At 59.5% G+C, this 17,891-nt stretch carries 34 protein-coding genes; 19 read left to right on the forward strand and 15 right to left on the reverse strand.

The window, feature by feature from the left end; all coding sequences use genetic code 11:
• Position 1 precedes the first annotated feature (1 nt).
• From Q3Y53_RS04875 to Q3Y53_RS04890, 4 genes are all read left to right on the forward strand, one after another.
• On the forward strand, positions 2-400 hold the full coding sequence (locus Q3Y53_RS04875) for a hypothetical protein (RefSeq protein ID WP_303533521.1): 399 nt from the start codon (positions 2-4) through the stop codon (positions 398-400).
• On the forward strand, positions 397-942 hold the full coding sequence (locus tag Q3Y53_RS04880; RefSeq protein WP_303533524.1) for a DUF1543 domain-containing protein: 546 nt from the start codon (positions 397-399) through the stop codon (positions 940-942). The genes Q3Y53_RS04875 and Q3Y53_RS04880 overlap by 4 nt, the downstream gene beginning before the upstream one ends.
• 247 nt (positions 943-1,189) lie before the next feature.
• Entirely contained in the window at positions 1,190-1,510 is a 321-nt protein-coding gene (locus Q3Y53_RS04885; RefSeq protein ID WP_226423799.1) for a hypothetical protein, read from the forward strand.
• 18 nt (positions 1,511-1,528) lie between these two features.
• Entirely contained in the window at positions 1,529-1,783 is a 255-nt protein-coding gene (locus Q3Y53_RS04890; protein ID WP_226423798.1) for a hypothetical protein, read from the forward strand.
• A 1-nt stretch (position 1,784) separates the two neighbouring features.
• Here Q3Y53_RS04890 and Q3Y53_RS04895 read toward each other — a convergent pair whose 3' ends face one another.
• The gene (locus Q3Y53_RS04895) at positions 1,785-1,934 is read right to left on the reverse strand and encodes a hypothetical protein (RefSeq protein WP_226423797.1); all 150 of its coding nucleotides are present in this window, start codon (positions 1,932-1,934) and stop codon (positions 1,785-1,787) included.
• 605 nt (positions 1,935-2,539) lie between these two features.
• On the opposite strand from Q3Y53_RS04895, the gene Q3Y53_RS04900 reads away from it, so the two are divergent.
• Positions 2,540-2,662 (forward strand): hypothetical protein, encoded by a 123-nt coding sequence (locus Q3Y53_RS04900; protein ID WP_006849913.1) that lies wholly within the window; start codon positions 2,540-2,542, stop codon positions 2,660-2,662.
• Positions 2,663-2,678: 16 nt separating this feature from the next.
• Here Q3Y53_RS04900 and Q3Y53_RS04905 read toward each other — a convergent pair whose 3' ends face one another.
• From Q3Y53_RS04905 to Q3Y53_RS04930, 6 genes are all read right to left on the reverse strand, one after another.
• Positions 2,679-3,023, reverse strand: coding sequence for a molecular chaperone DnaJ (locus Q3Y53_RS04905; protein WP_226423796.1), 345 nt, complete (start codon positions 3,021-3,023; stop codon positions 2,679-2,681).
• 18 nt (positions 3,024-3,041) lie between these two features.
• Positions 3,042-3,764 (reverse strand): triacylglycerol lipase, encoded by a 723-nt coding sequence (locus Q3Y53_RS04910; protein ID WP_226423795.1) that lies wholly within the window; start codon positions 3,762-3,764, stop codon positions 3,042-3,044.
• Positions 3,746-3,928 carry a hypothetical protein gene (locus Q3Y53_RS04915; RefSeq protein WP_226423794.1) on the reverse strand — a complete coding sequence of 61 codons (183 nt, stop codon included), beginning with the start codon at positions 3,926-3,928 and terminating at the stop codon, positions 3,746-3,748. Before Q3Y53_RS04915 ends, Q3Y53_RS04910 begins: the two co-directional genes overlap by 19 nt.
• A 78-nt stretch (positions 3,929-4,006) precedes the next feature.
• Positions 4,007-4,663 carry a methyltransferase domain-containing protein gene (locus Q3Y53_RS04920; RefSeq protein ID WP_303533537.1) on the reverse strand — a complete coding sequence of 219 codons (657 nt, stop codon included), beginning with the start codon at positions 4,661-4,663 and terminating at the stop codon, positions 4,007-4,009.
• 3 nt (positions 4,664-4,666) lie between these two features.
• Positions 4,667-4,888 (reverse strand): chlorophyll a/b-binding protein, encoded by a 222-nt coding sequence (locus tag Q3Y53_RS04925; protein ID WP_226423792.1) that lies wholly within the window; start codon positions 4,886-4,888, stop codon positions 4,667-4,669.
• On the reverse strand, positions 4,885-5,379 hold the full coding sequence (locus tag Q3Y53_RS04930; protein WP_303533541.1) for a hypothetical protein: 495 nt from the start codon (positions 5,377-5,379) through the stop codon (positions 4,885-4,887). Before Q3Y53_RS04930 ends, Q3Y53_RS04925 begins: the two co-directional genes overlap by 4 nt.
• Before the next feature lie 65 nt (positions 5,380-5,444).
• Here Q3Y53_RS04930 and Q3Y53_RS04935 point away from each other — a divergent pair, with 65 nt between their 5' ends.
• Positions 5,445-5,630 (forward strand): hypothetical protein, encoded by a 186-nt coding sequence (locus tag Q3Y53_RS04935; protein ID WP_226423790.1) that lies wholly within the window; start codon positions 5,445-5,447, stop codon positions 5,628-5,630.
• Here Q3Y53_RS04935 and Q3Y53_RS04940 read toward each other — a convergent pair.
• Positions 5,614-5,805 carry a hypothetical protein gene (locus Q3Y53_RS04940; protein ID WP_226399602.1) on the reverse strand — a complete coding sequence of 64 codons (192 nt, stop codon included), beginning with the start codon at positions 5,803-5,805 and terminating at the stop codon, positions 5,614-5,616. The genes Q3Y53_RS04935 and Q3Y53_RS04940 overlap by 17 nt on opposite strands.
• A 38-nt stretch (positions 5,806-5,843) precedes the next feature.
• On the opposite strand from Q3Y53_RS04940, the gene Q3Y53_RS04945 reads away from it, so the two are divergent.
• From Q3Y53_RS04945 to Q3Y53_RS04965, 5 genes are read left to right on the forward strand one after another with little or no spacing between them, the layout of a single operon-like run.
• Positions 5,844-6,341, forward strand: coding sequence for a hypothetical protein (locus tag Q3Y53_RS04945; protein ID WP_303533547.1), 498 nt, complete (start codon positions 5,844-5,846; stop codon positions 6,339-6,341).
• Positions 6,338-6,769 (forward strand): NUDIX hydrolase, encoded by a 432-nt coding sequence (locus tag Q3Y53_RS04950; protein ID WP_226423788.1) that lies wholly within the window; start codon positions 6,338-6,340, stop codon positions 6,767-6,769. The genes Q3Y53_RS04945 and Q3Y53_RS04950 overlap by 4 nt, the downstream gene beginning before the upstream one ends.
• A complete protein-coding gene (locus Q3Y53_RS04955) occupies positions 6,759-7,547 on the forward strand; it encodes an ABC transporter ATP-binding protein (RefSeq protein ID WP_303533551.1) in 789 nt (262 codons plus the stop codon). Before Q3Y53_RS04950 ends, Q3Y53_RS04955 begins: the two co-directional genes overlap by 11 nt.
• Before the next feature lie 55 nt (positions 7,548-7,602).
• A complete protein-coding gene (locus Q3Y53_RS04960) occupies positions 7,603-7,803 on the forward strand; it encodes a hypothetical protein (protein ID WP_011364449.1) in 201 nt (66 codons plus the stop codon).
• A 13-nt stretch (positions 7,804-7,816) separates the two neighbouring features.
• Complete coding sequence (locus tag Q3Y53_RS04965; RefSeq protein WP_226423786.1) at positions 7,817-7,972, forward strand: hypothetical protein; 156 nt, start codon at positions 7,817-7,819, stop codon at positions 7,970-7,972.
• An 8-nt stretch (positions 7,973-7,980) separates the two neighbouring features.
• On the opposite strand, the gene Q3Y53_RS04970 is transcribed toward Q3Y53_RS04965, so the two are convergent.
• Positions 7,981-8,805, reverse strand: coding sequence for a metal ABC transporter permease (locus Q3Y53_RS04970; RefSeq protein WP_303533559.1), 825 nt, complete (start codon positions 8,803-8,805; stop codon positions 7,981-7,983).
• Between the two features lie 32 nt (positions 8,806-8,837).
• On the opposite strand from Q3Y53_RS04970, the gene Q3Y53_RS04975 reads away from it, so the two are divergent.
• Positions 8,838-10,202, forward strand: coding sequence for a 1-acyl-sn-glycerol-3-phosphate acyltransferase (locus tag Q3Y53_RS04975; RefSeq protein ID WP_226423784.1), 1,365 nt, complete (start codon positions 8,838-8,840; stop codon positions 10,200-10,202).
• On the opposite strand, the gene Q3Y53_RS04980 is transcribed toward Q3Y53_RS04975, so the two are convergent.
• Both Q3Y53_RS04980 and Q3Y53_RS04985 read right to left on the reverse strand, forming a co-directional pair.
• Positions 10,203-10,958 carry a metal ABC transporter ATP-binding protein gene (locus Q3Y53_RS04980; protein WP_226423783.1) on the reverse strand — a complete coding sequence of 252 codons (756 nt, stop codon included), beginning with the start codon at positions 10,956-10,958 and terminating at the stop codon, positions 10,203-10,205.
• Positions 10,958-11,926, reverse strand: a complete 969-nt coding sequence (locus Q3Y53_RS04985; protein ID WP_226423782.1) for a metal ABC transporter substrate-binding protein — start codon at positions 11,924-11,926, stop codon at positions 10,958-10,960. Before Q3Y53_RS04985 ends, Q3Y53_RS04980 begins: the two co-directional genes overlap by 1 nt.
• Positions 11,927-12,024: 98 nt before the next feature.
• Between Q3Y53_RS04985 and nth the strand changes: the two genes are divergently transcribed.
• On the forward strand, positions 12,025-12,678 hold the full coding sequence (nth, locus tag Q3Y53_RS04990) for an endonuclease III (protein WP_226423781.1): 654 nt from the start codon (positions 12,025-12,027) through the stop codon (positions 12,676-12,678).
• On the opposite strand, the gene Q3Y53_RS04995 is transcribed toward nth, so the two are convergent.
• Entirely contained in the window at positions 12,679-12,963 is a 285-nt protein-coding gene (locus tag Q3Y53_RS04995; protein ID WP_226423780.1) for a 2Fe-2S iron-sulfur cluster-binding protein, read from the reverse strand.
• A gap of 406 nt (positions 12,964-13,369) precedes the next feature.
• Here Q3Y53_RS04995 and Q3Y53_RS05000 point away from each other — a divergent pair, with 406 nt between their 5' ends.
• Both Q3Y53_RS05000 and Q3Y53_RS05005 read left to right on the forward strand, forming a co-directional pair.
• Positions 13,370-13,618 carry a DUF1651 domain-containing protein gene (locus Q3Y53_RS05000; protein ID WP_226423779.1) on the forward strand — a complete coding sequence of 83 codons (249 nt, stop codon included), beginning with the start codon at positions 13,370-13,372 and terminating at the stop codon, positions 13,616-13,618.
• Positions 13,619-13,798: 180 nt separating this feature from the next.
• A complete protein-coding gene (locus Q3Y53_RS05005; protein WP_226423778.1) occupies positions 13,799-14,062 on the forward strand; it encodes a hypothetical protein in 264 nt (87 codons plus the stop codon).
• A gap of 127 nt (positions 14,063-14,189) precedes the next feature.
• On the opposite strand, the gene Q3Y53_RS05010 is transcribed toward Q3Y53_RS05005, so the two are convergent.
• Positions 14,190-14,789, reverse strand: coding sequence for a nucleoside kinase (locus Q3Y53_RS05010; protein WP_303533568.1), 600 nt, complete (start codon positions 14,787-14,789; stop codon positions 14,190-14,192).
• A gap of 160 nt (positions 14,790-14,949) precedes the next feature.
• Here Q3Y53_RS05010 and Q3Y53_RS05015 point away from each other — a divergent pair, with 160 nt between their 5' ends.
• On the forward strand, positions 14,950-15,192 hold the full coding sequence (locus Q3Y53_RS05015; RefSeq protein ID WP_226423776.1) for a DUF4278 domain-containing protein: 243 nt from the start codon (positions 14,950-14,952) through the stop codon (positions 15,190-15,192).
• A 62-nt stretch (positions 15,193-15,254) separates the two neighbouring features.
• Entirely contained in the window at positions 15,255-16,640 is a 1,386-nt protein-coding gene (locus Q3Y53_RS05020) for a serine hydrolase (protein WP_226423775.1), read from the forward strand.
• A 15-nt stretch (positions 16,641-16,655) separates the two neighbouring features.
• On the opposite strand, the gene Q3Y53_RS05025 is transcribed toward Q3Y53_RS05020, so the two are convergent.
• Together Q3Y53_RS05025 and Q3Y53_RS05030 are read right to left on the reverse strand one after the other, a co-directional pair.
• Positions 16,656-16,781 (reverse strand): hypothetical protein, encoded by a 126-nt coding sequence (locus Q3Y53_RS05025; protein ID WP_255613428.1) that lies wholly within the window; start codon positions 16,779-16,781, stop codon positions 16,656-16,658.
• 86 nt (positions 16,782-16,867) lie between these two features.
• Entirely contained in the window at positions 16,868-17,059 is a 192-nt protein-coding gene (locus Q3Y53_RS05030; RefSeq protein ID WP_303533580.1) for a hypothetical protein, read from the reverse strand.
• Positions 17,060-17,156: 97 nt separating this feature from the next.
• Between Q3Y53_RS05030 and Q3Y53_RS05035 the strand changes: the two genes are divergently transcribed.
• Positions 17,157-17,408: a hypothetical protein gene (locus Q3Y53_RS05035; RefSeq protein WP_226423774.1), complete on the forward strand. Its 252-nt coding sequence runs from the start codon at positions 17,157-17,159 to the stop codon at positions 17,406-17,408.
• 215 nt (positions 17,409-17,623) lie between these two features.
• Positions 17,624-17,884, forward strand: coding sequence for a hypothetical protein (locus Q3Y53_RS05040; RefSeq protein WP_303533584.1), 261 nt, complete (start codon positions 17,624-17,626; stop codon positions 17,882-17,884).
• Positions 17,885-17,891 lie beyond the last annotated feature (7 nt).

Raw genomic sequence — 17,891 nt, forward strand, 5'->3', positions numbered from 1 at the left:
CATGGGACGCAATCCGTTGTCGGTGAGCCCCCCCAGCTGGCTGGACATCGATGCCGAGAGCTACAAACGGCTGCTGAACCGCACTGCGGTAACGATCACCAAGCGCGCCAGAAAACGAGGAGCCACGTACCAGGTGAGGGAGGCCATCGATGCCATTCACTCAGCCTTTCAGCGTTGCGACGGCACGGATCCCTTCGACGGACTGCCGTTGGACAACCGCCTCCATGATGGAAGCCGCAGTCCGACCGTCTCCCCGGTGAGCAGCAGCAGCACCGCGACCTTTGAGATTCTCAGCCTGCAGACCAAAGAAGCCAAAGGAGAGAGGGACGCCGAGGAGTTCATCGCCCACTGCCGTGCCGTCGTCGCCCATACCGACGACCCATCAACGGCCCAGCGATGAGCAGCGCAAAGAAGCTGTTCCTGGTGGTGCTGGGCGGGCGTTGCAAGGGCTGCCATGTCGAGCAGCACGATGTGCGCTGGGTGGTGGGGGAGACCATTGAGACCACGCTGCCGGCCCTGCGGCAGGAATGGATCGGGCTTCGCCGTGGCTTGCACATCGACAGCTATCGCTGCATCGACCATGTCGATGGCCATCGCGTTGAGGTTGTTGAGCAAGCGCAGGATCGAGCCAGTGCTGATGGTCAGCAGCTGTGGTTCGTCAACCTTGGCGCCTATGACCCCACGTCAATGGCGGAACAGCACGCCTTTGGGGTGATCGTGGCCCGATCTTCAGCCGCTGCAAAAGCACTTGCACGCCAGCGTTGGCTGCAAGGACAGGAGCAAGTCCACAAGGATGACCTTCACCCTGTCGAAATGGACAGCGCGCTCGATGATCTGCTGCCGATTCACGGCAACGGCCAATGGCATTTGAGACTGATCGCGGATCCCCAAGTCGACGACGCCCCAGCCCATCCCGATTGGTACGGCTACTGGACGATCTGACCACAGAACAAACACAGGTCAGCTACAACAAACACCCACGTTGAGGATGTGTCGTGCTGATCCTGATCCTCCTCGTTCTGACGGGCTCCTATGCCGGACTGTGGGCGTTGCGATTCGTACTGGAACAACGCACAGACACCGAATAGGCAATCACGGCCCAAAGCAGCATCCAGTCACACTTGGCCGGAAAGCTGAAATGGTTTGCAGGTCGAGCCGCAATACGTTTTTTTCAGTCCGTCGCTCAACCATGACGCTTGTTCAACGTCTCGGCACCGCCATGCTTCTCGTGGGGGTCACCGGAATCAGCCTGAGTCCTGCAGCTGAAGCCCATCGCGATCACCACCACCACAATCGCCACTCCCATAAGAAGCAAAAGGCCTACGACAAGGGCTACAGGAGGGGCTACAGAAATGCGATCGAGAACACCCGTCGCCGCCACGTTCGTCCGATCTACCGCAGTTATTCCCCGGTGTACGGCCCCATGGGTTTACCGACCCCATGGATGGTTCCGGTTCACCCGTATCACCACGGCAACCGGGTCAGTGGCGGTTTCGGGTTCAATCTGTAGACAACAGATCAATCCACCATGTCTGATCGAGTCAGCAAAGACGCAGCCGAAGCCTGGCGCGACCATGTGCTGAAGCAGGTGGTGGATTATCTGGAGACCCATCGCGATGCAATCCTCGATCGCTTTGAAGCTGACAACGCTTACAACTTGAAGCGTGAGGACATCGAACAGTCAGATCTGCTCGATTTCGATGTTTCAGTCACGCTGCATCGCGATCAATCCTCATCCTTTGGCCTTGGATTCGGTTTTTTCAAGGCCAACATAATTCGCTGAATCAAGCTGCAGGCTTCCAGAGCTCGTCGGGATCCTGGCGTTGCAGTGTTTGTTCAGCCAGCTTGAGGTAATAGAAATAGCTTTGCCTGTCTTCAGATTCAGCAGCTTTGTTCATCAAGTGCAGATAGCTGAGACGCTGATCGCTGTTCATGCGTGGACTGGAAGAGATCCAGACAATCACCTCAGGAAGCCTTGGGTTTCGGTATAGGAGCGAACAATCGAAACAATTTTAGGTATCAATATGGCACTTCTTTATTTTTTCTTTTGAAGACTTTGCCTAAAAACCTTTACCGACAATGCAATCAACAGGGCTGGAAGTTCTTCGTGACAGGCGGGCCGCCTCCAGGAGGAACGAAACAGCCAGGATCGGATGAACCTGTGTTCTGCTGAGGCAACGCAGGACCTTGAGGTACAGGCCCTTCTGGTGATGCCGGACCCAGGCCCGGCCGGATCAGTTGAGACGTGACGTTGAACGCCAAGCCGCCAAGCAAACCAAGCCCCATCGAGGCCGAGAAAGCGATAAGGAGTTGACGCTGACGGTTGTTCATCCCACTGCTCGATCCCGGTGAAGGTTGATTGGCCGCGAGCTCTGGCCTCAATCTCAGTCAATAACGGAGATTTGACAGATCAAAACAGACCGCCGGATGATCCGCCTGCTGCAACCAGAACGATCGAAACACAGTCTCTGCTGACGCTGCTCACGCCCTTCCTTGTGTTCGGAGCGTTGTTTGTGGTGCTCCTGCTGGTCTGGGACCGATGACAGCCCCCGTTGCGGGACTGTTCTGGACGCCATACGCCGATTGGATTTACACCGTGGTCAGCCTCAGTGGTCTGATGCTGATCACGTGGTTGGTGCTGGGTCGCAGCAGCGGTAGCTGACGCGCTTCAAAGGGCGTCAGGCAGCAAGCATCTCCATCTCAGGCTCCAGCAGCACATCGCGGGCTGTGTTGAACCGCGTCATCGCTTCAGGGTCGCCCCCTTTGTCCGGATGATGTTGAACAGCCAGAAGTTTGTGGACCCGCTTCACCTGGGCAACGGTCAGCCGACCGGTCAGCGGCAAGCCAAGGCATTGCCTGGCCTGAATCGCCTCCAGGCCAGGATCACGCCCCATCGGACATTGATCGCGGCGATGGTTTGACGTGCCTGGCTTGCGCTTCTTGCTGGTTTTGCGTTTGGCCGAGCTGGCCTTACCCCCAAACCCTTTCGATTCCTGCACAAGCTGATCGCCGAAGCAGGCCACAATGACTGATCGCCTGGTTCAGTCACCCAAAAGCGACCACCAGCGCTCGATGCGATCGGTGGAGCCGTACCAGCTTTGACCGAACAATCCCCCGTGGGCCGTATCGGCAAGCTCAATCCAACGGGCATCCCGCAACAGGGCTGATGAAATTGGCACCAGGCCATCACCCTCCAGATCCGGGTCGCCCATGATCTGGCGATAGCTGCGGGCAGAGCTGCGCCTCGAGAAGCTTGATGCATTCGCTCCCTGAGGATCAAGCCGACCCGCAACCGCGACGTAATCCACCCGATCGACTTCAGGGCAACCCGGAAACTCACGATCCACGCGAGCCCGCAGCGGTGTGGCACGCAGAGCCTGATGGGGACTGCCGAGAGTGATCAGGCGATTGCATCGGGCTGCGCCGTTGAAACGGCGTCCCAGAAAGGCCTGATCGGCCAGATAAGGCCGCAACATCACCCCACCGGAACTGTGACCAATCAAGGTGACTCGCCCGGTGGGCGACTGGCTTTGAAGCTCGCGCACAGCGGTATCGACGCGATCAAGCAGGCGGACCCAACCGAAGCCCCAGCTGGTGGCCAGCCAATCCAATTTGGACGCAGGCACGATGCGAACTGCAGCACCGGTGGCTTGATGAATCCAATCAGCGAGGGGGCGATAGGCCTCTTCCGTGATCAGAAAGCCACCGAAGATGACGACGGGCTGGGCGAGGCGAGCTGTGCCGATCACCGAATCAGCGCACATTGCGGGGCCTTGATCAGGTCGTAGCCACGCCGAATGCGACTGCCGCCAGGCTCAAGAACCATGCTCAGGTGTTGATCTTCAGAGGAAGCCTCGAGAACAACCTGCTGACCGATCAACACGATCCTGAAGCGCCAGGGGAGAAGACCCGGAAGGGTAAAGCTCATGGAGATCCTGGTTCTCGCCTCACGCTGCCGCAAGTGAGGCCAACGTCCATCCCTTGAATTCAAAGGAAAGACGAGGAATCACTGGAGAGGTTTCTCCGCCACAACGGCAAAGAAAGGATCTCCCTTGCCACCGAACAAGCCCATCACACCCTCGGCGCGGGTGTCTTCGGCAACAATCTCCGGCTGGGGCCAGCCCTGGGCCATCAACACCTCAGCGACATAACGCAGGTGATCCCCGTCATCACCATCGGTCCAGATCTGCGGAGCCTTGGTGAAGAACATTCGATTGGAAAACGCCACGATCACCTGGCCCCGGGGCCGGGTGATCCGCAACAACTCAGCGGCGATCAGCTCGGGCTGTTGCAGGTACTGCCAACCGGCCACGATGAGGGTGACATCGATCGAAGCGTCCTCAACCGGGAGGGCTTGGTCGCGGTTGAGGTTCTGAACCCAGTGCCGATCCAATCGGGGATTGGCGCTCAGCTCATCTGCATTGAGGCCATGGCCGATCACCTTGTCGTAACTGACGTCTTCCGGCAGATGGCTGACCCAACTGCTCATCAGATCCAGCACCTGGGCACAGGGCGGAATGCGCTCGCGGTAGAGGGCGGTCAGCCGAGCCCGAAAACCCGCATCCAGGTGGTGAACGAAACGAGGCTCGCTGTAGAAGATCGCGTCATCCGTGGCATCCAACTTGAAGCGTTGGGAGTCCTTCAGAACAGGAACAACCGTCATCGATCAACCCAGCTGCAGGTACCAGCGCAGGGCTGCAGCAAGCTGACCCGCAATTCCCAAGCCTGTGGTCTTTTCAAGCACCACGGCAGCCGCGAAACCGAGCATGGCTACACGGCCATTGAGACGCTCCACTTCGGTCAGAGCAGACCGGTTCCAGGGACGTGCTGTGGTGAGCGACTCGCCGAAGCGTTCCGGTTCTTCGTAGCGAAAAGCAGGCCGACTCATCGCAATGCGCAAATCCAGCGGACCTTAACCACGGTTCCATCGCGTCCGGGGTAGACGGTCCAGGAACCATCGGCCCGGCGTTGCTCAAGCTGCCCCTTGGAGCAGTTGGCACGCATCGGCAGAACCCGTTGGCGCCACTGATCCTGGCCAGCGCGCTGGATTAACAGGCCTGCCTCCACCTCAACGGCACCGTCAACAGCTTTTGGGGCCCGGATGTATTCAGCCGCCTTGAGCGCGGGGGTGTCGAGGGCCTCCATGAAGATCCAGCCGTCGCCGGGCAGCAGCTCGCCGCGACGCGATTGCCAAACCGCCGGCTCCTGCATCGGCTGCCATTCCGCCTGAACAGGCAGAGAGCTCAGGGACAACAATGAGGCCAGAGCAACTTTGAAGGCCAGAGAACAGGAGGCCAAGGGCATCACGATGCGGGCAGAGGGGTCAAGGGGACTGTCGGCTGCTTCAAACAGCTTTACGAAGCGTTGAAACGCAAACATGAACGAATGGTTATGGAATTCCACCTAGCAGGAGTGCCAGCTTGAAACGACTGCTTCAACGGTCCATGGCCAGCATTGCTCAAGGACGAACTCCCTACACGGTTCGCCACAAGACCTCCAACGGAGAAAAGCTGGAATCCTGCTTCTACGCCACCGATGCCTTTGAAGCGCGTCTGCTGGCCATGGAGTTCAACGCCTATATCCGTCAGCATCCAAACTGCATCGATTCGATCCTCAGGACGGAGGCTTGAGCGGCGCTCGCCGACGCTCCACCTGAACGAAGACAAGCCAGGCCAGGCTGGCGAGGCCTCCTCCGATCCAATCGCTGCGCAGCAGTTCAACCAGGGCGATGGTGCTGGCCCCAATGCGCAGTCCCCGTAGAAGCAGGTCCGTTAGGGGAGGTGTCCGGCGCTTGTCGCGCTCCATGGGCCGACTCCGAAAAGATAGGGAGGTTGCAGAGCCCCATGATCTCAGCCGCATCTGGTCCGCCTGCCGCTGCCCTTCTGGCGCGTGAACGTCAGAGCCGCCGAGAGGGAAGCGGCATTCAGATCGAGCATTTGCCGGGCTGCTGGATGTTGCAGCAAACCTGGAATCGCAACGGTGATGCGCCGGCGCCCGGAACGGCAACACTGCTGCGTTGGCTGCAGGCCAGCCTGATTTTGAGCCCCTGTGACCAGGGCCTGGACATCACCAATCAGGTGACCCTGGCCGGGTTCCGATTGAGGTTCAGTGGTCATGCCCAACTCAAGGGTTCAAGACCGCTGCTGATGTTCAGCTTCACGTCGATGGAGCTGTCCTGGTCGAGTCAGCTGCTGCTTCAGCGAAGCCTGCCTTCACCACAGCCCCAACGGCTTCCTTTCTTTGCCCTGATCGAGCTGAACGAGCAGCAGGGAACGCTTACGGCGCGTGGCAGGGGCGGTGGACTGGCTCAGTGGTCGCGGCTCAAACCGGAGGCGCCATGAAGCCCGCCGTTGCCCTGGCCATGCTCCAGCGGGAGGGGCGATGGCTGCTCCAGCTGCGAGACGATGTCGAGACGATCATTTATCCGGGCCATTGGGGGCTGTTTGGCGGCCATCTCGACCCGGGAGAAACAGCCAGCGAAGCCGTGCACCGCGAACTGCAGGAGGAGATCGATTGGTCACCCAGCGTGCCGCTCGAGCCTTGGTTCAGCGACGACAGCGGCAACCGGGTGGCCCATGTGTTCCGTGGAGCCCTCAGCGTTCCCTTGCGCAAGCTGCAGTTGAAGGAGGGCCAGGAGATGAAGTTGGTCTCGCTCAGCGACCTTGTGCGTGAGTCGATTTGGAGCGAGCGGCAGCAGGAGCTGCGGCCCGTCGCGCCCCGCCTGTCGATCGTGATCGAACGGCTGCTGCAGGAGGGCCATGACGGCTGAAACCTGGCTCGATCTCCGCAATGTGGAGGCATGGTTGGGCGAGCGCCCAGTGCTGCACAAGCTCAACCTGCAATTGAAACTGCGGCAGTCCACAACGGTGTTGGGGCCCAACGGAGCAGGCAAAAGCAGCCTGGTGAAACTGATCGACCGCAGCCTGTATCCCATTGTTCGGGACGACGCGCACCTGCGGCTGTTTGGCAGCGAGACGGTGAACCTCTGGGCGCTGCGCAGCCGCCTGGGGGTGGTGTCCAGCGAGTTGGAACAGCGGCTTCATCCCAAAACAGCAGTTGATGAGGTGGTGGTGAGCAGTTTTTTTGGTGCCACCCGGCTGGGCCGGGATCAGAACCCAAGCGGTGAGCAATGGGAGCAAGCGCAGGATCTGCTTGATCAACTGCAACTCCACAGCATTCGTGGGCGCTGCTATGGAGAGCTGTCGGACGGACAGCGGCGCCGCCTGTTGATCGCTCGCGCCCTGGTGCACGAACCTGAGGTACTGGTGCTTGATGAGCCGAGCCGAGCCCTTGATCTCCAGGCCTGCCATCAGTTGCTAAACATCCTCCGGGGCCTGATCCGAGCGGGGACAACCGTGGTGCAGGTCACCCACCGCGTGGACACTATCCTGCCGGAAATGGAACGGGTGCTGTTTCTGGCGCAGGGACGCCTTGTTGGGGATGGGAGTCCGCGGGAGATGCTGCGGCCCGCCGAGCTCAGTGAGTTATTCAAGACTCCGCTCAGCGTGGTCGAGGCCCATGGCTTTCGCCAGGTTCTCCCGGGATAAATCCAGACGCAGCACCCTGCTCTGCTAGGGATGAGGGCCAGACTTTGCAATCGCCATGGCAACGGCAGAACAGAAAAAGACCATCACCAAAAAGCGCCTGCAGGAGCTGCGCAACCAGTGCCGTGACCACTACAACGTGGTGGCCGATGGTGTTCTGCCCGACGGTGCGGATGTGCGCGTCACGATGGGCAGGCTCCAGGAGCTGATCGAACTGCTGGATGGCAAAGCCAAGTGGGATGACAGCGAAGCCTCCTGAGCCACTCCAAGACATGCGGGACGATCTTGATTACCGCGAACCGTGGGACCAGGCAGGTTCCAAGCAAGCGGAATCCGATCAGGGCCGTTCCGCCAAGGACTTTCACTTCCGAGAAGCAGGCGTTCAACGCTTCAACGACACCTATGACTGGGACGACGACGCACGCTGATCCATCGATCAGAGACGCCGCAGTACACCCTGACCAGGGGCAAAAAGGAAGGCGAGCACGAATTGCGCGGTTTGCGCCAGCACGATGCAACCAGCGGTGGAGCTGTCAGTCCAGTAGCTGATGAACACACCCAGAACACTGGAGAGCACGCTGCTTGTGACGGCCAGCAGCGTCATCCGATCGAACCGATCGGTGAGCAGATAGGCCGTGGCACCGGGGGTGACAAGCATGGACACCACCAGGATGATTCCTACGGTCTGCAGACCGGCAACGGCGGCCAGGGAGAGGAGCCCCAACAGCATGTAGTGCAGCAGTCCGGTGTTGATCCCGATCGATCGGGCGTGGGTGGGGTCAAAGCAAAAAAGCATCAGGTCCCGCCGAAACAGCAGCAGCACCACCAGCACCAGCACAGAAATCACCATGGTCTGTTGCACGTCCCCGGCTGAGATCCCCAGAACATTGCCGAACAAGATGTGGGTGAGATCAATGTTGCTGCGCGTCTTCGAGATGAGCACCAGACCCAGGGCGAAGAAGCCGGTGAAGACAAGCCCAATGACGGTGTCTTCCTTCACCCTCGACTTCTGCTTCACAAAGCCGATGGCGGCAACGGAGCCGACACCGAAGACGAACGCCCCCAAGGAGAAGGGCAGGCCCAGCGCATAAGCGACAACTACGCCAGGTAGAACGGCATGGGAGACGGCGTCACCCATCAACGCCCATCCCTTCAGCGTCATGAAGCAGGACAACAGCCCGCAAACACCGCCGACGAGGGCGCTGATCAACAACGCCTTGACCATGAAGGCGTGACTGAGGGGTTCCAGCAATAGCTCCATCGGTTCAGTATGGGCGCGCTGCAGCCGGTTCGATGCCCCGCGCCTCCACCCAGAACGCTCGTCCCGCGCTGCGCCGGCTACCCACCCGCCCCAACCGGATGGTTCAGGCCGTGGTCAGCCGCCTGCTTCCGCTGCTCTTCCGCAGTCAGGGGCTCGAAATCAGCCAGGGCAATACGGCAGAAGGCTTGGCGAAGGCCTTTGCAGCGCAGCAGTCAGGCGGCTGCAATTTGCTAATCGCCTTTCGCCACCCCAGCACCCGCGATCCGGTGGTGCTGGCGGATCTGTTCTGGAACCGTGTTCCCCAGGCGGCACGGCGGCTCAAGCTGCCGTTGCCACGTCCCATCCAGTTGCGGTTTCTCTACGACCGTGGCATTCCGATCTGGGCTGGCCAGGTCATTGGTTGGCTGCTGCAACGCAGCGGTGGTATTGCCATCCATCGCGGTCGATTGGACCGGCCGGCCCTCGCCCAGGCCCGTGGGGCTCTGAGCCGGGGGCGCTACCCGCTGGTGGTGGCACCGGAAGGAGCCACCAACAACCTCTCCGGCGAGATGGCGCCATTGGAACCGGGGGTGGCCCAACTTGCGTTCTGGGCCGCTGAAGATCTGGAGAAAGCCAACGACGTGCGACCACTGGACGTGTTGCCGATTGGCATTCACTACAGCTGGAGACAACACAACTGGGAGGCCCTCGATGCGCGGTTGACTGCCCTGGAGCGCCATCTCGGCATTTCCAACGACGACGCCGACCCAGAGCATGCCGAGGCGAGCAGGCGGGACCGGCTGATCCAGGTCGGCATGAATCTGCTCAAAGCGCTTGAGCAGCTCGAGCGGCTGAAGCCCGATCCAGATCAGACCTTCGGCGAACGGATTGGTGCCTATCGCCTGCATGGCCTTGCCAAAGCCGAAGCCCATTTCGCCTTGCGTGCCGTCGGCAATCTGCAAGAGCGTTGCCGTCGGATCGAGCAGGCCGCCTGGGATCGGATCTACAGGGAAGGTGTTGATCAGCTCTCACCCCTGGAGCGGAGCCTGGCGGACTGGGAGGCACGGGAAGCTGACCTCCAACTCACCCGCATGCGACTCGTGGAGCATTTCACCAGCGTGAGTGGTCACTACATCAGCGATCAACCCGACTTTGACCGCTTTGCTGAGATGTTGCTGCTGGTGGAGGAGGCGATCGGCTGGATCGAAGACAAGCCCTGGAAGGGTGAGCCCAGCCTTGGACCACAACGGGTGGAACTGCGTCTTGGACGTGCTTTGGCCGTGCGGCCTCGACTGAACCAGTACCGCAGTAACCGACGCGAGGCGATGCATCTGTTCATGCAAGACCTGGAGCAGGCTCTCGCTGCCCTGATGCCTGACGCTTGTCGAACAACAACGACTGAAGCTGGAAGGTCCTAATCAGAACGTCTCCTCCGGGGAGCTGTTGCCCGTGAGCAGATCGGGCGGCACGCCGCCGAAGGTCATGGCCAGGTTCTCGGGAGTGAACACCTCCGAGGTTTCCCCATAGGCGAGCACGGTCTTATTGATCAGAACCACCAGATCGCAAAAATCACGGACGTGACCCAGGTCGTGAGTGGAGATCAGGATCGTGCGGCCCTCATCGCGGAACTGAAGAAACAGCTGGGCCATCAGCTGCTCGGTGCGCACATCAACCCCGTTGAAGGGTTCATCCAGCAGCAGCACATCAGCACGCTGGGCGATCGCCCGGGCCAGGAACGTGCGCTTGCGCTGACCACCCGAGAGGGTGCTGAGGGGACGATCGGCCAGCTCCAGCAGATCGACGCGCGTCAACGCGTCCCGTACAGCCACACGGTCCGAGCTTCGGGGAATCCGCAACGGATTCATCGCGCCGTAGCGACCCATCATCACCACATCTCTGACCGAAACAGGGAACTGGGCATCCACCCCGTCGCTCTGGGGCACGTAGGCCACAGCCTGATGACGCTGTGCTTCGGCCACGCTGCTGCCGTTAATCCTGATTCTGCCGCGTGAGGGACGAACAAACCCAGTGAGGGCCTTAAAAAACGTCGATTTGCCGGCACCATTCATGCCCACCAAACCGCAGATGCAACCCGCTGGAAGGTGCAGGCTGGCGTCGTACAGGGCAACGGTGCCGTTGTAGTCCACACAGAGCTGGTCGGCCTGAATGCGCATCAGCGGTTGCTCTCGGAAAAGTCCAGGCCCTTGCGGATCAGACCCACATTGTGCCGCTGCAGTTCCAACAGGGTGGGTGCGGGCCCATCCGGAGACGACAGGGAATCCACGTAAAAGGTTCCGCCGAATCGGGCCCCAGCTGCCGCTGCCACCTCCCGTTGGGCTTTATCGCTCACGGTGCTTTCACAAAAAATGGCTGGCACCTGCCGCTCTCGCACCGTATCGATCAACCGTGCCATGCGTTTGGGTGTGATCTCGCTTTCAGCATTCACCGGCCAGAGATAGGCCTCCTCCAGCCCGTAATCGGTTGCCAGATAGGTGAAGGCCCCCTCACAACTCACCAGCAGCCGTTGCTGGGCAGGCAGTGCAGCAATCGCCGCGCGCAGCTCATCATCGAGGGTCTGGAGCTTGGCTTTGTAAGCCGACGCATTGGCGGCATAAACCGCGGCACCGCCTGGATCGAGTTGCGTAAAAGCCCGCTCGAGATGGTCCACATAAACCATCGTGCGCTGGGGGGACATCCAGGCATGGGGATTGGGCTTGCCGGAATAGGCATCCTCCGTGATCAGGAGAGGGTCCATCCCCTCCGAAAGGGTGATGGTGGGCACATCCCCCGCTGCAGCGGTGAATCGCTGGGCCCACAACTCCAGCCCCAACCCGTTCTCAACAATCAGATCCGCTTTGCTGGCGCGCTCGATGTCACTGGGAGTGGGTTGGTAACCGTGGATCTCGGCACCGGGCTTGACGATCGAAGCCACCTGCAACCGATCACCCGCCACATTGCTGGCTAGATCAGCCAAGACCGTGAAGGTGGTAAGCACCTGCGGGCGGGAATCCGTGGTGACGTCCTGATCTCGACTGCGGCAGGAGGCCAGCAGCACAGCCACCACAACAAACAGCACTGCCGCCGAACGGTTCCAGTTCAACAGTGGCAATGCGGGCTGAATCGTCTTGATCGAGGATCGCATCAATGGCTCCTAAAACAGTCTCGGCAACGGCCGGGAAACGTTGCAACGAAGCGATGCAATCGCCGAAGCGCCAAGATCACTCCACCCACTGAAAGCCCGTGCGCAGGTCAGAGCGGGTGGAGGTAATCCTGCAGCGCCTCCACGAGCAGTACCCGGAAACACCGATCCCCCTGGATCACAGTGATCCGTTCACCCTGCTGATCGCTGTTCTGTTGAGTGCCCAATGCACCGACAAGAAGGTGAATGAGGTGACTCCGGCGCTGTTTGCCGCCGGGCCAACACCCGCCGCCATGGCAGCACTCGAGGAGGAGCAGATCCTCGCTTTCATCCGGCAGCTCGGGCTGGCCAAAACCAAGGCCAGAAACGTCCGCCGCCTTGCCCAGATTCTGGTGACGGCCTACGACGGCGATGTTCCCCGGAGCTTTGAGGAGCTCGAAGCCTTACCGGGCGTGGGGCACAAAACAGCCAGCGTGGTGATGGCCCAGGCCTTCGGCGTGCCCGCCTTCCCCGTCGACACCCACATCCACCGGCTGGCCCAGCGCTGGGGATTGAGCGATGGCAGCAATGTGGCGCGCACGGAACAAGACCTCAAGCGTCTCTTCCCCAAGGAGCACTGGAACAAGCTGCACCTGCAGATCATCTTCTGGGGCCGTGAGTTCTGCACAGCACGGGGGTGCGACGGAACGGTCTGCCCCATGTGCCGTGAGCTTTATCCGAAACGGCGGCGTCCGGTGATCACCCACAAGCCTTGATTAAGACAAGTGCTCTTCAGCGTTGGCCTTGATCACACAATCAGAGGTTGGATAGCTCACACAAAGGAGGGCAAACCCCTGCCCCATCTGGTCATCATCGAGAAAACTCTGATCGGTCTGATCCACCGAGCCACTCACCAGGCGGCCGGCGCAGGTGGAACAGGCTCCGGCTCGGCAGGAATAAGGAAGATCGACACCGGCTTCCTCTGCTGCATCGAGGATATAGACGTCATCAGGGCACGAAAAGCTGGCACCACCCTCGATGTTGATGTTGAAAGAGGCCATGACTCAGAAGGTCCTGAGGGGTTGGTAGCTGGATCAGACCATCGGTGCCAAGGCAGCTGGACCTGAGAGGTCCACCCTTGATTTTTTTTGGGGGGGGAGGCGCAGGCGAGGGAACCTGCGCTCGTTCAACTCCCCGAAGCGTTGGCAGTGATGCTCGCGCCACCCGAATCATCACTCGAATGAGAACAGCTCTTACTAAGCAGTAATGCCTAAAAGCGTGCGAATCGATACCCGCCAAAGCGCCAGCGTCATGGACAGTGCAACGGGAAAGCAGTGGTGCTTTCCATGCGTCACGGAGAGGGTGGGCTGAGGGGCCTGCTCTTTTTTTTGACTTGAGCTTGAGGCAGGAGGCCACTTGACCGCCAATGCTCGCCATTGCTAGTACTGATGTACTTGCAGGATAGACATGGGAGAGGGCTGGCTGATTGACAGTGACGGCCGCTGGATCTGGCGATTCCATCGCGATCAGAAGGGATGGATCAACGAGCCAAAGGTTTTCATCGACAGAGGCCGTCGCCTGCCTGATGGCCCTCCTCTTCTGAAGGAACGGCGACACTTGAGAAAGGCCGAAGCAGAACAACTCTGGGCGTCATTACAGACCCAAGGATGGAAGCGCCTTGCGTCCCCGGCCTGGGGCGACGCGGTTGAACTGTGAGACGAACCGCTGGTGCCAACCACGAGGCTGTCCATCAGCAATCCCACCGCACCCATCGTGTAGGCATCTTGGTGATGTGAGGAAAAACGCCTCACAGGGTGGAAACAAGGACACACTCCTGCGAGTCGTTTTGGAACCCCTGCCTTTGGCGGGGGTTTCTTTTTGTCTGGAAGGAAGCCCATGGAATCCGTCATCAACGAAATCGAGTTCGACTTCGAGCAGACCGTCAGCATCCGAACTGATGTGAAGCTGAGCAAGGACGACGTGAAGCAGATCGTCTCAGAAGCTCCAGCGGAAACACTGGAAGAGATCGTTTACCAAAGCCTGGTGACCGATGAGTTGTACCTGAGAGCAAGGGCTAAGGAGATCGCAATCAAACTGAAGCAAGACGACCTTGAAGTGAGAAGGATCGAGTATTGGGACGACGAAGGAAACAGGGTCTGACAGTCGCACCTGGTCATCAACCCTTTTGGCGAAGGCGAGCCGAACTCAGCCTTTGGCAATGACATTCATCAGAGGTCTTGTTTGCTTCAGTGGAAGAGACGCTTACGGCTGCCTCCCCCACCCGCGATCATTCGATTCTGCTGAGAACAGGCTCCAGATCGTAGTCATAGCCTTGAACAATGACGTCTGCGCGTTGCTTCAAAGGGTGAATGAAGCGTCGCTCACCAGGCAGCATTTCACCCAGCATCTGGCGAATCACATACAGAGCTGACCGCTGCCTTTCGCGTACATCACGCCAGAGACGCCTGACCAGCCTCTGCAGAAGAGGGGTTTCGATGTACACGACTAGCGAGATCGGCACAGCCTCCAGCAAATGTTGCGGCCCATAGGATCCTTCCACCAGAACCAGGTCGTATGGCTGATTCAATGACCTGGAGCCAACCTTGCGGCTGCGCATGTCGTAGCTGCGCAGGGAGCCCAGCTGCCGGTAGCGAACAGCGTTGAGCTGCAGCCGCAGCTGATCCGCGTCAATGGCATCCACCGTGTCGAAGCCATAGCGAGAGCTCGGGAGCCAACCACTGCGGTAGTAGTCATCACAGGCGATCAGCAGTGGATGTCGTCCCCTGGCACGCAGTTGCTCGGCGAGATGTGCCGCAAAGGTTGTCTTGCCAGCTGCAGACGGCCCGCAGATGCACACCAGAGGGACTGCCCCAGACAAGCGTCGCATTCATCAAGCCCCATGCTGCCAACGAGACCCAAGCGAAGCAGAAAAAACAGTAGCCGTTGATACAAATTAGAGCTAAGGTGTGATCACGTTGAGCCTCTTCAACAGGCAGCAGTCAGATCCACGCCAGGCAACGGGGGCGTGGACACCGCGCAAGAGAAAGATGAACACCCTTCAACTGATCAAGGCACGGACTGTGCGCAATCAGGCCATCGAAACGGCCAGAACACAGATGGCACGGGCCTACCGCCACCAAGACCACACCGACCGGGTGCACACCCCGGTGGGAACCAAGACCAAAGTGCTGCGCTATCGCGGCGTTGCCTACGAAGCGATCGACCCACAACAGCACCCAAGCGGTGGGCGGGAACTGCGTTACCGCGGCGTCAGCTACGACGTGTACTGAGGCCAAATTTCCATTCATGATTGAAGCGGGGACATTCCCCGCTTTTTTCATGGCCGTTGAGGGTGACAAAGCAGCAGTGGCGCATTGTGGTGATCTCAACTGCGGCAGTGGCCTTCAGCATCACAGCAGGCCTGGAACCTCCGCTGCGAAACCTGGTCACCTTCGCCAAGGCGGGGACGAGTTTCATTGCCAAACAGCTCTGCAGCGGCGTGCTGATGGCTGGGATGGATCCAGACCAGATGCTGAAAGAGGACCTGGCCGCCGGCCAGGGGATGATCCACACCCAGATCGAGCCAAGCGCTGGTCGCGTTAAAGCGAGCTCCCTGTTCGGGCTGATTCGCGCTGAAGCCGTGCAGAACGGTGAACGGGGCTGTACATGGCGCATCAACGGCCAACCAACGCCCCGAGCACTCAGCCAAAACAAGCCCGGCTCCGGGAATTCCAAGCCCATTGGAGACCCCTGGCCCCTGATCGCCACAGCCCAGCCAGAGCCACCTGAAATCGATCACCAAGCGCTGAACAGGGCTCTCGATCGCGCCTTTCAGGAGAACGATCCGCTCCTACCAAAACGAACCCGAGCTGTGGTTGTGGTGCAGGACGGCTGGGTGATTGCCGAGCGCTACGCCAAGAGCATTCCGCCCGACATGCCACTGATTGGCTGGTCGATGAGCAAAAGCATCACCCATGCCCTGATCGGACGAGCCATCCACACAGGGCTTCTGGATCCAGACAAGCCGCCGAAGGTGTCCGAATGGAGTGATCCGCAGGATCCACGCCAAAAGATCAGCCTGGATCAGCTGCTGCGAATGAACAGCGGACTGGCCTTCGAGGAATCGACGGGAGCACTGAACTCGGATCTGGTGCGGATGCTGACCCAGGAAGCCGACATGGCAGGGTTCGCCGCCAGCAAATCACTGAGCAAAAAACCGGGGAAAAAGTGGAACTATTCATCCGGAACCACAAACATCCTCAGCCGGATCCTGAGGCACGCCATCGATGACGATCAGCACTACTGGAGCTTTCCCTCACAGGCGTTGTTCGGGCCTCTTGGGATGACAACTGCTGTTCTCGAGAGCGACAACAGTGGAACTTTGGTGGGCTCATCCCTGGCTTGGGCCAGCGGACGCGATTGGGCCCGGTTTGGCCAGCTTTACCTGGATCATGGCAGCTGGAACGGCAAACAACTTTTGCCCGCGAACTGGGTTCAGCAGGCTCGAACGGCGTCGCGGGGATCAAAGCAGGCCTACGGAGCGCACTGGTGGCTCAGCCGGCGAAAATCGAGGCCTGATCTGCCCAAAGACAGCTTCTCAGCGGAGGGCTACCAGGGACAATTGCTGCTGGTGGCTCCATCCCAGCGCGCGGTGATTGTGCGTCTGGGACAGACACCCAAAAAGCCAGGTTTTGATGCCAATGCTTTCGGGGCTGATGTTCTCTCAGCCCTTCGATGAAGCGAACGCCAAAACTCAGTTCTTATCGCCGCCCTTGGGAACAAAAGCCTGGGATGCTGCGACGAGAAGACCGGTGATGAGCAGGGCCGGAAGAATCACAGTCGGACCGCCTTGAGCTGTCTGGGAGGCGAATAACAGCATGGTCTGGCAACAAAAACCACTGCTCACCCTGGCAGAACAGGGGGCAAACAGCGATTTCTGCAAACGTTTGTCGTAGAGACCAAGGCTCAGCAGATCACAACGGGAAAGAGGAAGAGTTCTCCCTGCACCGCATCACAAACTCGAGCTGCAGCGGGCGGCCTGGCACGAGGCTTCGCCACGGCTGAGGCCTTCGCCGGGAACGCCTTGCGCGGACGGATCAAGGAATGACGCATCCACTCGTCAGCACAGAAGGGGGCGTAAGGGGAACTCGCAGACATGCGCTTTAGAGCAGTACATCTGTTTTAGTGCGCATGTACTACAGCGTCAACCCTGGGTCTCCCCGCAACAATCAGAGGCCCTTCCGCCCCTCCGCAGATGACGCAACAGGACGACGCCATCGCCAGCCGCTTGAGCCGGATGGAGACGCGGCTAGCCAGGATCGAAGAGCTTCTGCTCAGCGCAAGGGATGGCGAAGAGCAAAACCCCATGGCCACGCAACAGCAGTGCTACGAGGCATGGATCCACTATCTGAACAACACGCCTGAAGCCGTCGAAGCTCACCTCACTGCCCACGAGATGGCCGCTCTAAAAGCCTCCATCAACGCCCAGATACCAGTCGATTCGTAGAGTTATTCACAGCTTTTCCACAGGGGTTAAGCACGCGATCCTGACGACTACAGCGGTTTCGGCAATCGGCGTGGAAAACAAACTTCAGAGGCTCACCAGTCCCAGGCGAATCCTCCAGTTCATTGACAAGAATGCTGTGCTGGCGATTGATTTCAAGGAACCAATGGATCTGTGATTCTGATAACGCATCAAGCCCAAACGCAGCGCTCTCTGACGTGAGCGAAGCAAAGAATCCTCAGGGAAAGCCTCAGGCCACCGATTCGCCAGAGGAATCGTTTAAAGAACTGTGGAAAAACAAAAGATTTTGTTGCGAACACTGCAGACAGCCGGGGAACGTCCATTTCCGGGTCAGCACCACCCGACTCGCCGACTGGATTCTGGTGTGCGAAACCTGCTGGCCGAACTTTCGAGAACAAGCTGGTTATCGCTACGGAGGAACCCGCAAGGCCAACCGCCGCAACCCAAAACGGCGGTAACAGGACT

The organism is Synechococcus sp. YX-04-1 (assembly GCF_030546365.1).
Classification (GTDB): domain Bacteria; phylum Cyanobacteriota; class Cyanobacteriia; order PCC-6307; family Cyanobiaceae; genus Parasynechococcus.

Coding starts and splice junctions, on each gene's coding strand:
- Q3Y53_RS04875 (WP_303533521.1), top strand. CDS start 2: ATGGGACGCAATCCGTTGTCGGTGAGCCCCCCCAGCTGGCTGGACATC.
- Q3Y53_RS04880 (WP_303533524.1), top strand. CDS start 397: ATGAGCAGCGCAAAGAAGCTGTTCCTGGTGGTGCTGGGCGGGCGTTGC.
- Q3Y53_RS04885 (WP_226423799.1), top strand. CDS start 1,190: ATGACGCTTGTTCAACGTCTCGGCACCGCCATGCTTCTCGTGGGGGTC.
- Q3Y53_RS04890 (WP_226423798.1), top strand. CDS start 1,529: ATGTCTGATCGAGTCAGCAAAGACGCAGCCGAAGCCTGGCGCGACCAT.
- Q3Y53_RS04895 (WP_226423797.1), bottom strand. CDS start 1,934: ATGAACAGCGATCAGCGTCTCAGCTATCTGCACTTGATGAACAAAGCT.
- Q3Y53_RS04900 (WP_006849913.1), top strand. CDS start 2,540: ATGACAGCCCCCGTTGCGGGACTGTTCTGGACGCCATACGCCGATTGG.
- Q3Y53_RS04910 (WP_226423795.1), bottom strand. CDS start 3,764: ATGTGCGCTGATTCGGTGATCGGCACAGCTCGCCTCGCCCAGCCCGTC.
- Q3Y53_RS04915 (WP_226423794.1), bottom strand. CDS start 3,928: ATGAGCTTTACCCTTCCGGGTCTTCTCCCCTGGCGCTTCAGGATCGTG.
- Q3Y53_RS04920 (WP_303533537.1), bottom strand. CDS start 4,663: ATGACGGTTGTTCCTGTTCTGAAGGACTCCCAACGCTTCAAGTTGGAT.
- Q3Y53_RS04925 (WP_226423792.1), bottom strand. CDS start 4,888: ATGAGTCGGCCTGCTTTTCGCTACGAAGAACCGGAACGCTTCGGCGAG.
- Q3Y53_RS04930 (WP_303533541.1), bottom strand. CDS start 5,379: ATGTTTGCGTTTCAACGCTTCGTAAAGCTGTTTGAAGCAGCCGACAGT.
- Q3Y53_RS04935 (WP_226423790.1), top strand. CDS start 5,445: ATGGCCAGCATTGCTCAAGGACGAACTCCCTACACGGTTCGCCACAAG.
- Q3Y53_RS04940 (WP_226399602.1), bottom strand. CDS start 5,805: ATGGAGCGCGACAAGCGCCGGACACCTCCCCTAACGGACCTGCTTCTA.
- Q3Y53_RS04945 (WP_303533547.1), top strand. CDS start 5,844: ATGATCTCAGCCGCATCTGGTCCGCCTGCCGCTGCCCTTCTGGCGCGT.
- Q3Y53_RS04950 (WP_226423788.1), top strand. CDS start 6,338: ATGAAGCCCGCCGTTGCCCTGGCCATGCTCCAGCGGGAGGGGCGATGG.
- Q3Y53_RS04955 (WP_303533551.1), top strand. CDS start 6,759: ATGACGGCTGAAACCTGGCTCGATCTCCGCAATGTGGAGGCATGGTTG.
- Q3Y53_RS04960 (WP_011364449.1), top strand. CDS start 7,603: ATGGCAACGGCAGAACAGAAAAAGACCATCACCAAAAAGCGCCTGCAG.
- Q3Y53_RS04965 (WP_226423786.1), top strand. CDS start 7,817: ATGCGGGACGATCTTGATTACCGCGAACCGTGGGACCAGGCAGGTTCC.
- Q3Y53_RS04970 (WP_303533559.1), bottom strand. CDS start 8,805: ATGGAGCTATTGCTGGAACCCCTCAGTCACGCCTTCATGGTCAAGGCG.
- Q3Y53_RS04975 (WP_226423784.1), top strand. CDS start 8,838: ATGCCCCGCGCCTCCACCCAGAACGCTCGTCCCGCGCTGCGCCGGCTA.
- Q3Y53_RS04980 (WP_226423783.1), bottom strand. CDS start 10,958: ATGCGCATTCAGGCCGACCAGCTCTGTGTGGACTACAACGGCACCGTT.
- Q3Y53_RS04985 (WP_226423782.1), bottom strand. CDS start 11,926: ATGCGATCCTCGATCAAGACGATTCAGCCCGCATTGCCACTGTTGAAC.
- Q3Y53_RS04995 (WP_226423780.1), bottom strand. CDS start 12,963: ATGGCCTCTTTCAACATCAACATCGAGGGTGGTGCCAGCTTTTCGTGC.
- Q3Y53_RS05000 (WP_226423779.1), top strand. CDS start 13,370: ATGGGAGAGGGCTGGCTGATTGACAGTGACGGCCGCTGGATCTGGCGA.
- Q3Y53_RS05005 (WP_226423778.1), top strand. CDS start 13,799: ATGGAATCCGTCATCAACGAAATCGAGTTCGACTTCGAGCAGACCGTC.
- Q3Y53_RS05010 (WP_303533568.1), bottom strand. CDS start 14,789: ATGCGACGCTTGTCTGGGGCAGTCCCTCTGGTGTGCATCTGCGGGCCG.
- Q3Y53_RS05015 (WP_226423776.1), top strand. CDS start 14,950: ATGAACACCCTTCAACTGATCAAGGCACGGACTGTGCGCAATCAGGCC.
- Q3Y53_RS05025 (WP_255613428.1), bottom strand. CDS start 16,781: ATGCTGTTATTCGCCTCCCAGACAGCTCAAGGCGGTCCGACTGTGATT.
- Q3Y53_RS05030 (WP_303533580.1), bottom strand. CDS start 17,059: ATGTCTGCGAGTTCCCCTTACGCCCCCTTCTGTGCTGACGAGTGGATG.
- Q3Y53_RS05035 (WP_226423774.1), top strand. CDS start 17,157: ATGACGCAACAGGACGACGCCATCGCCAGCCGCTTGAGCCGGATGGAG.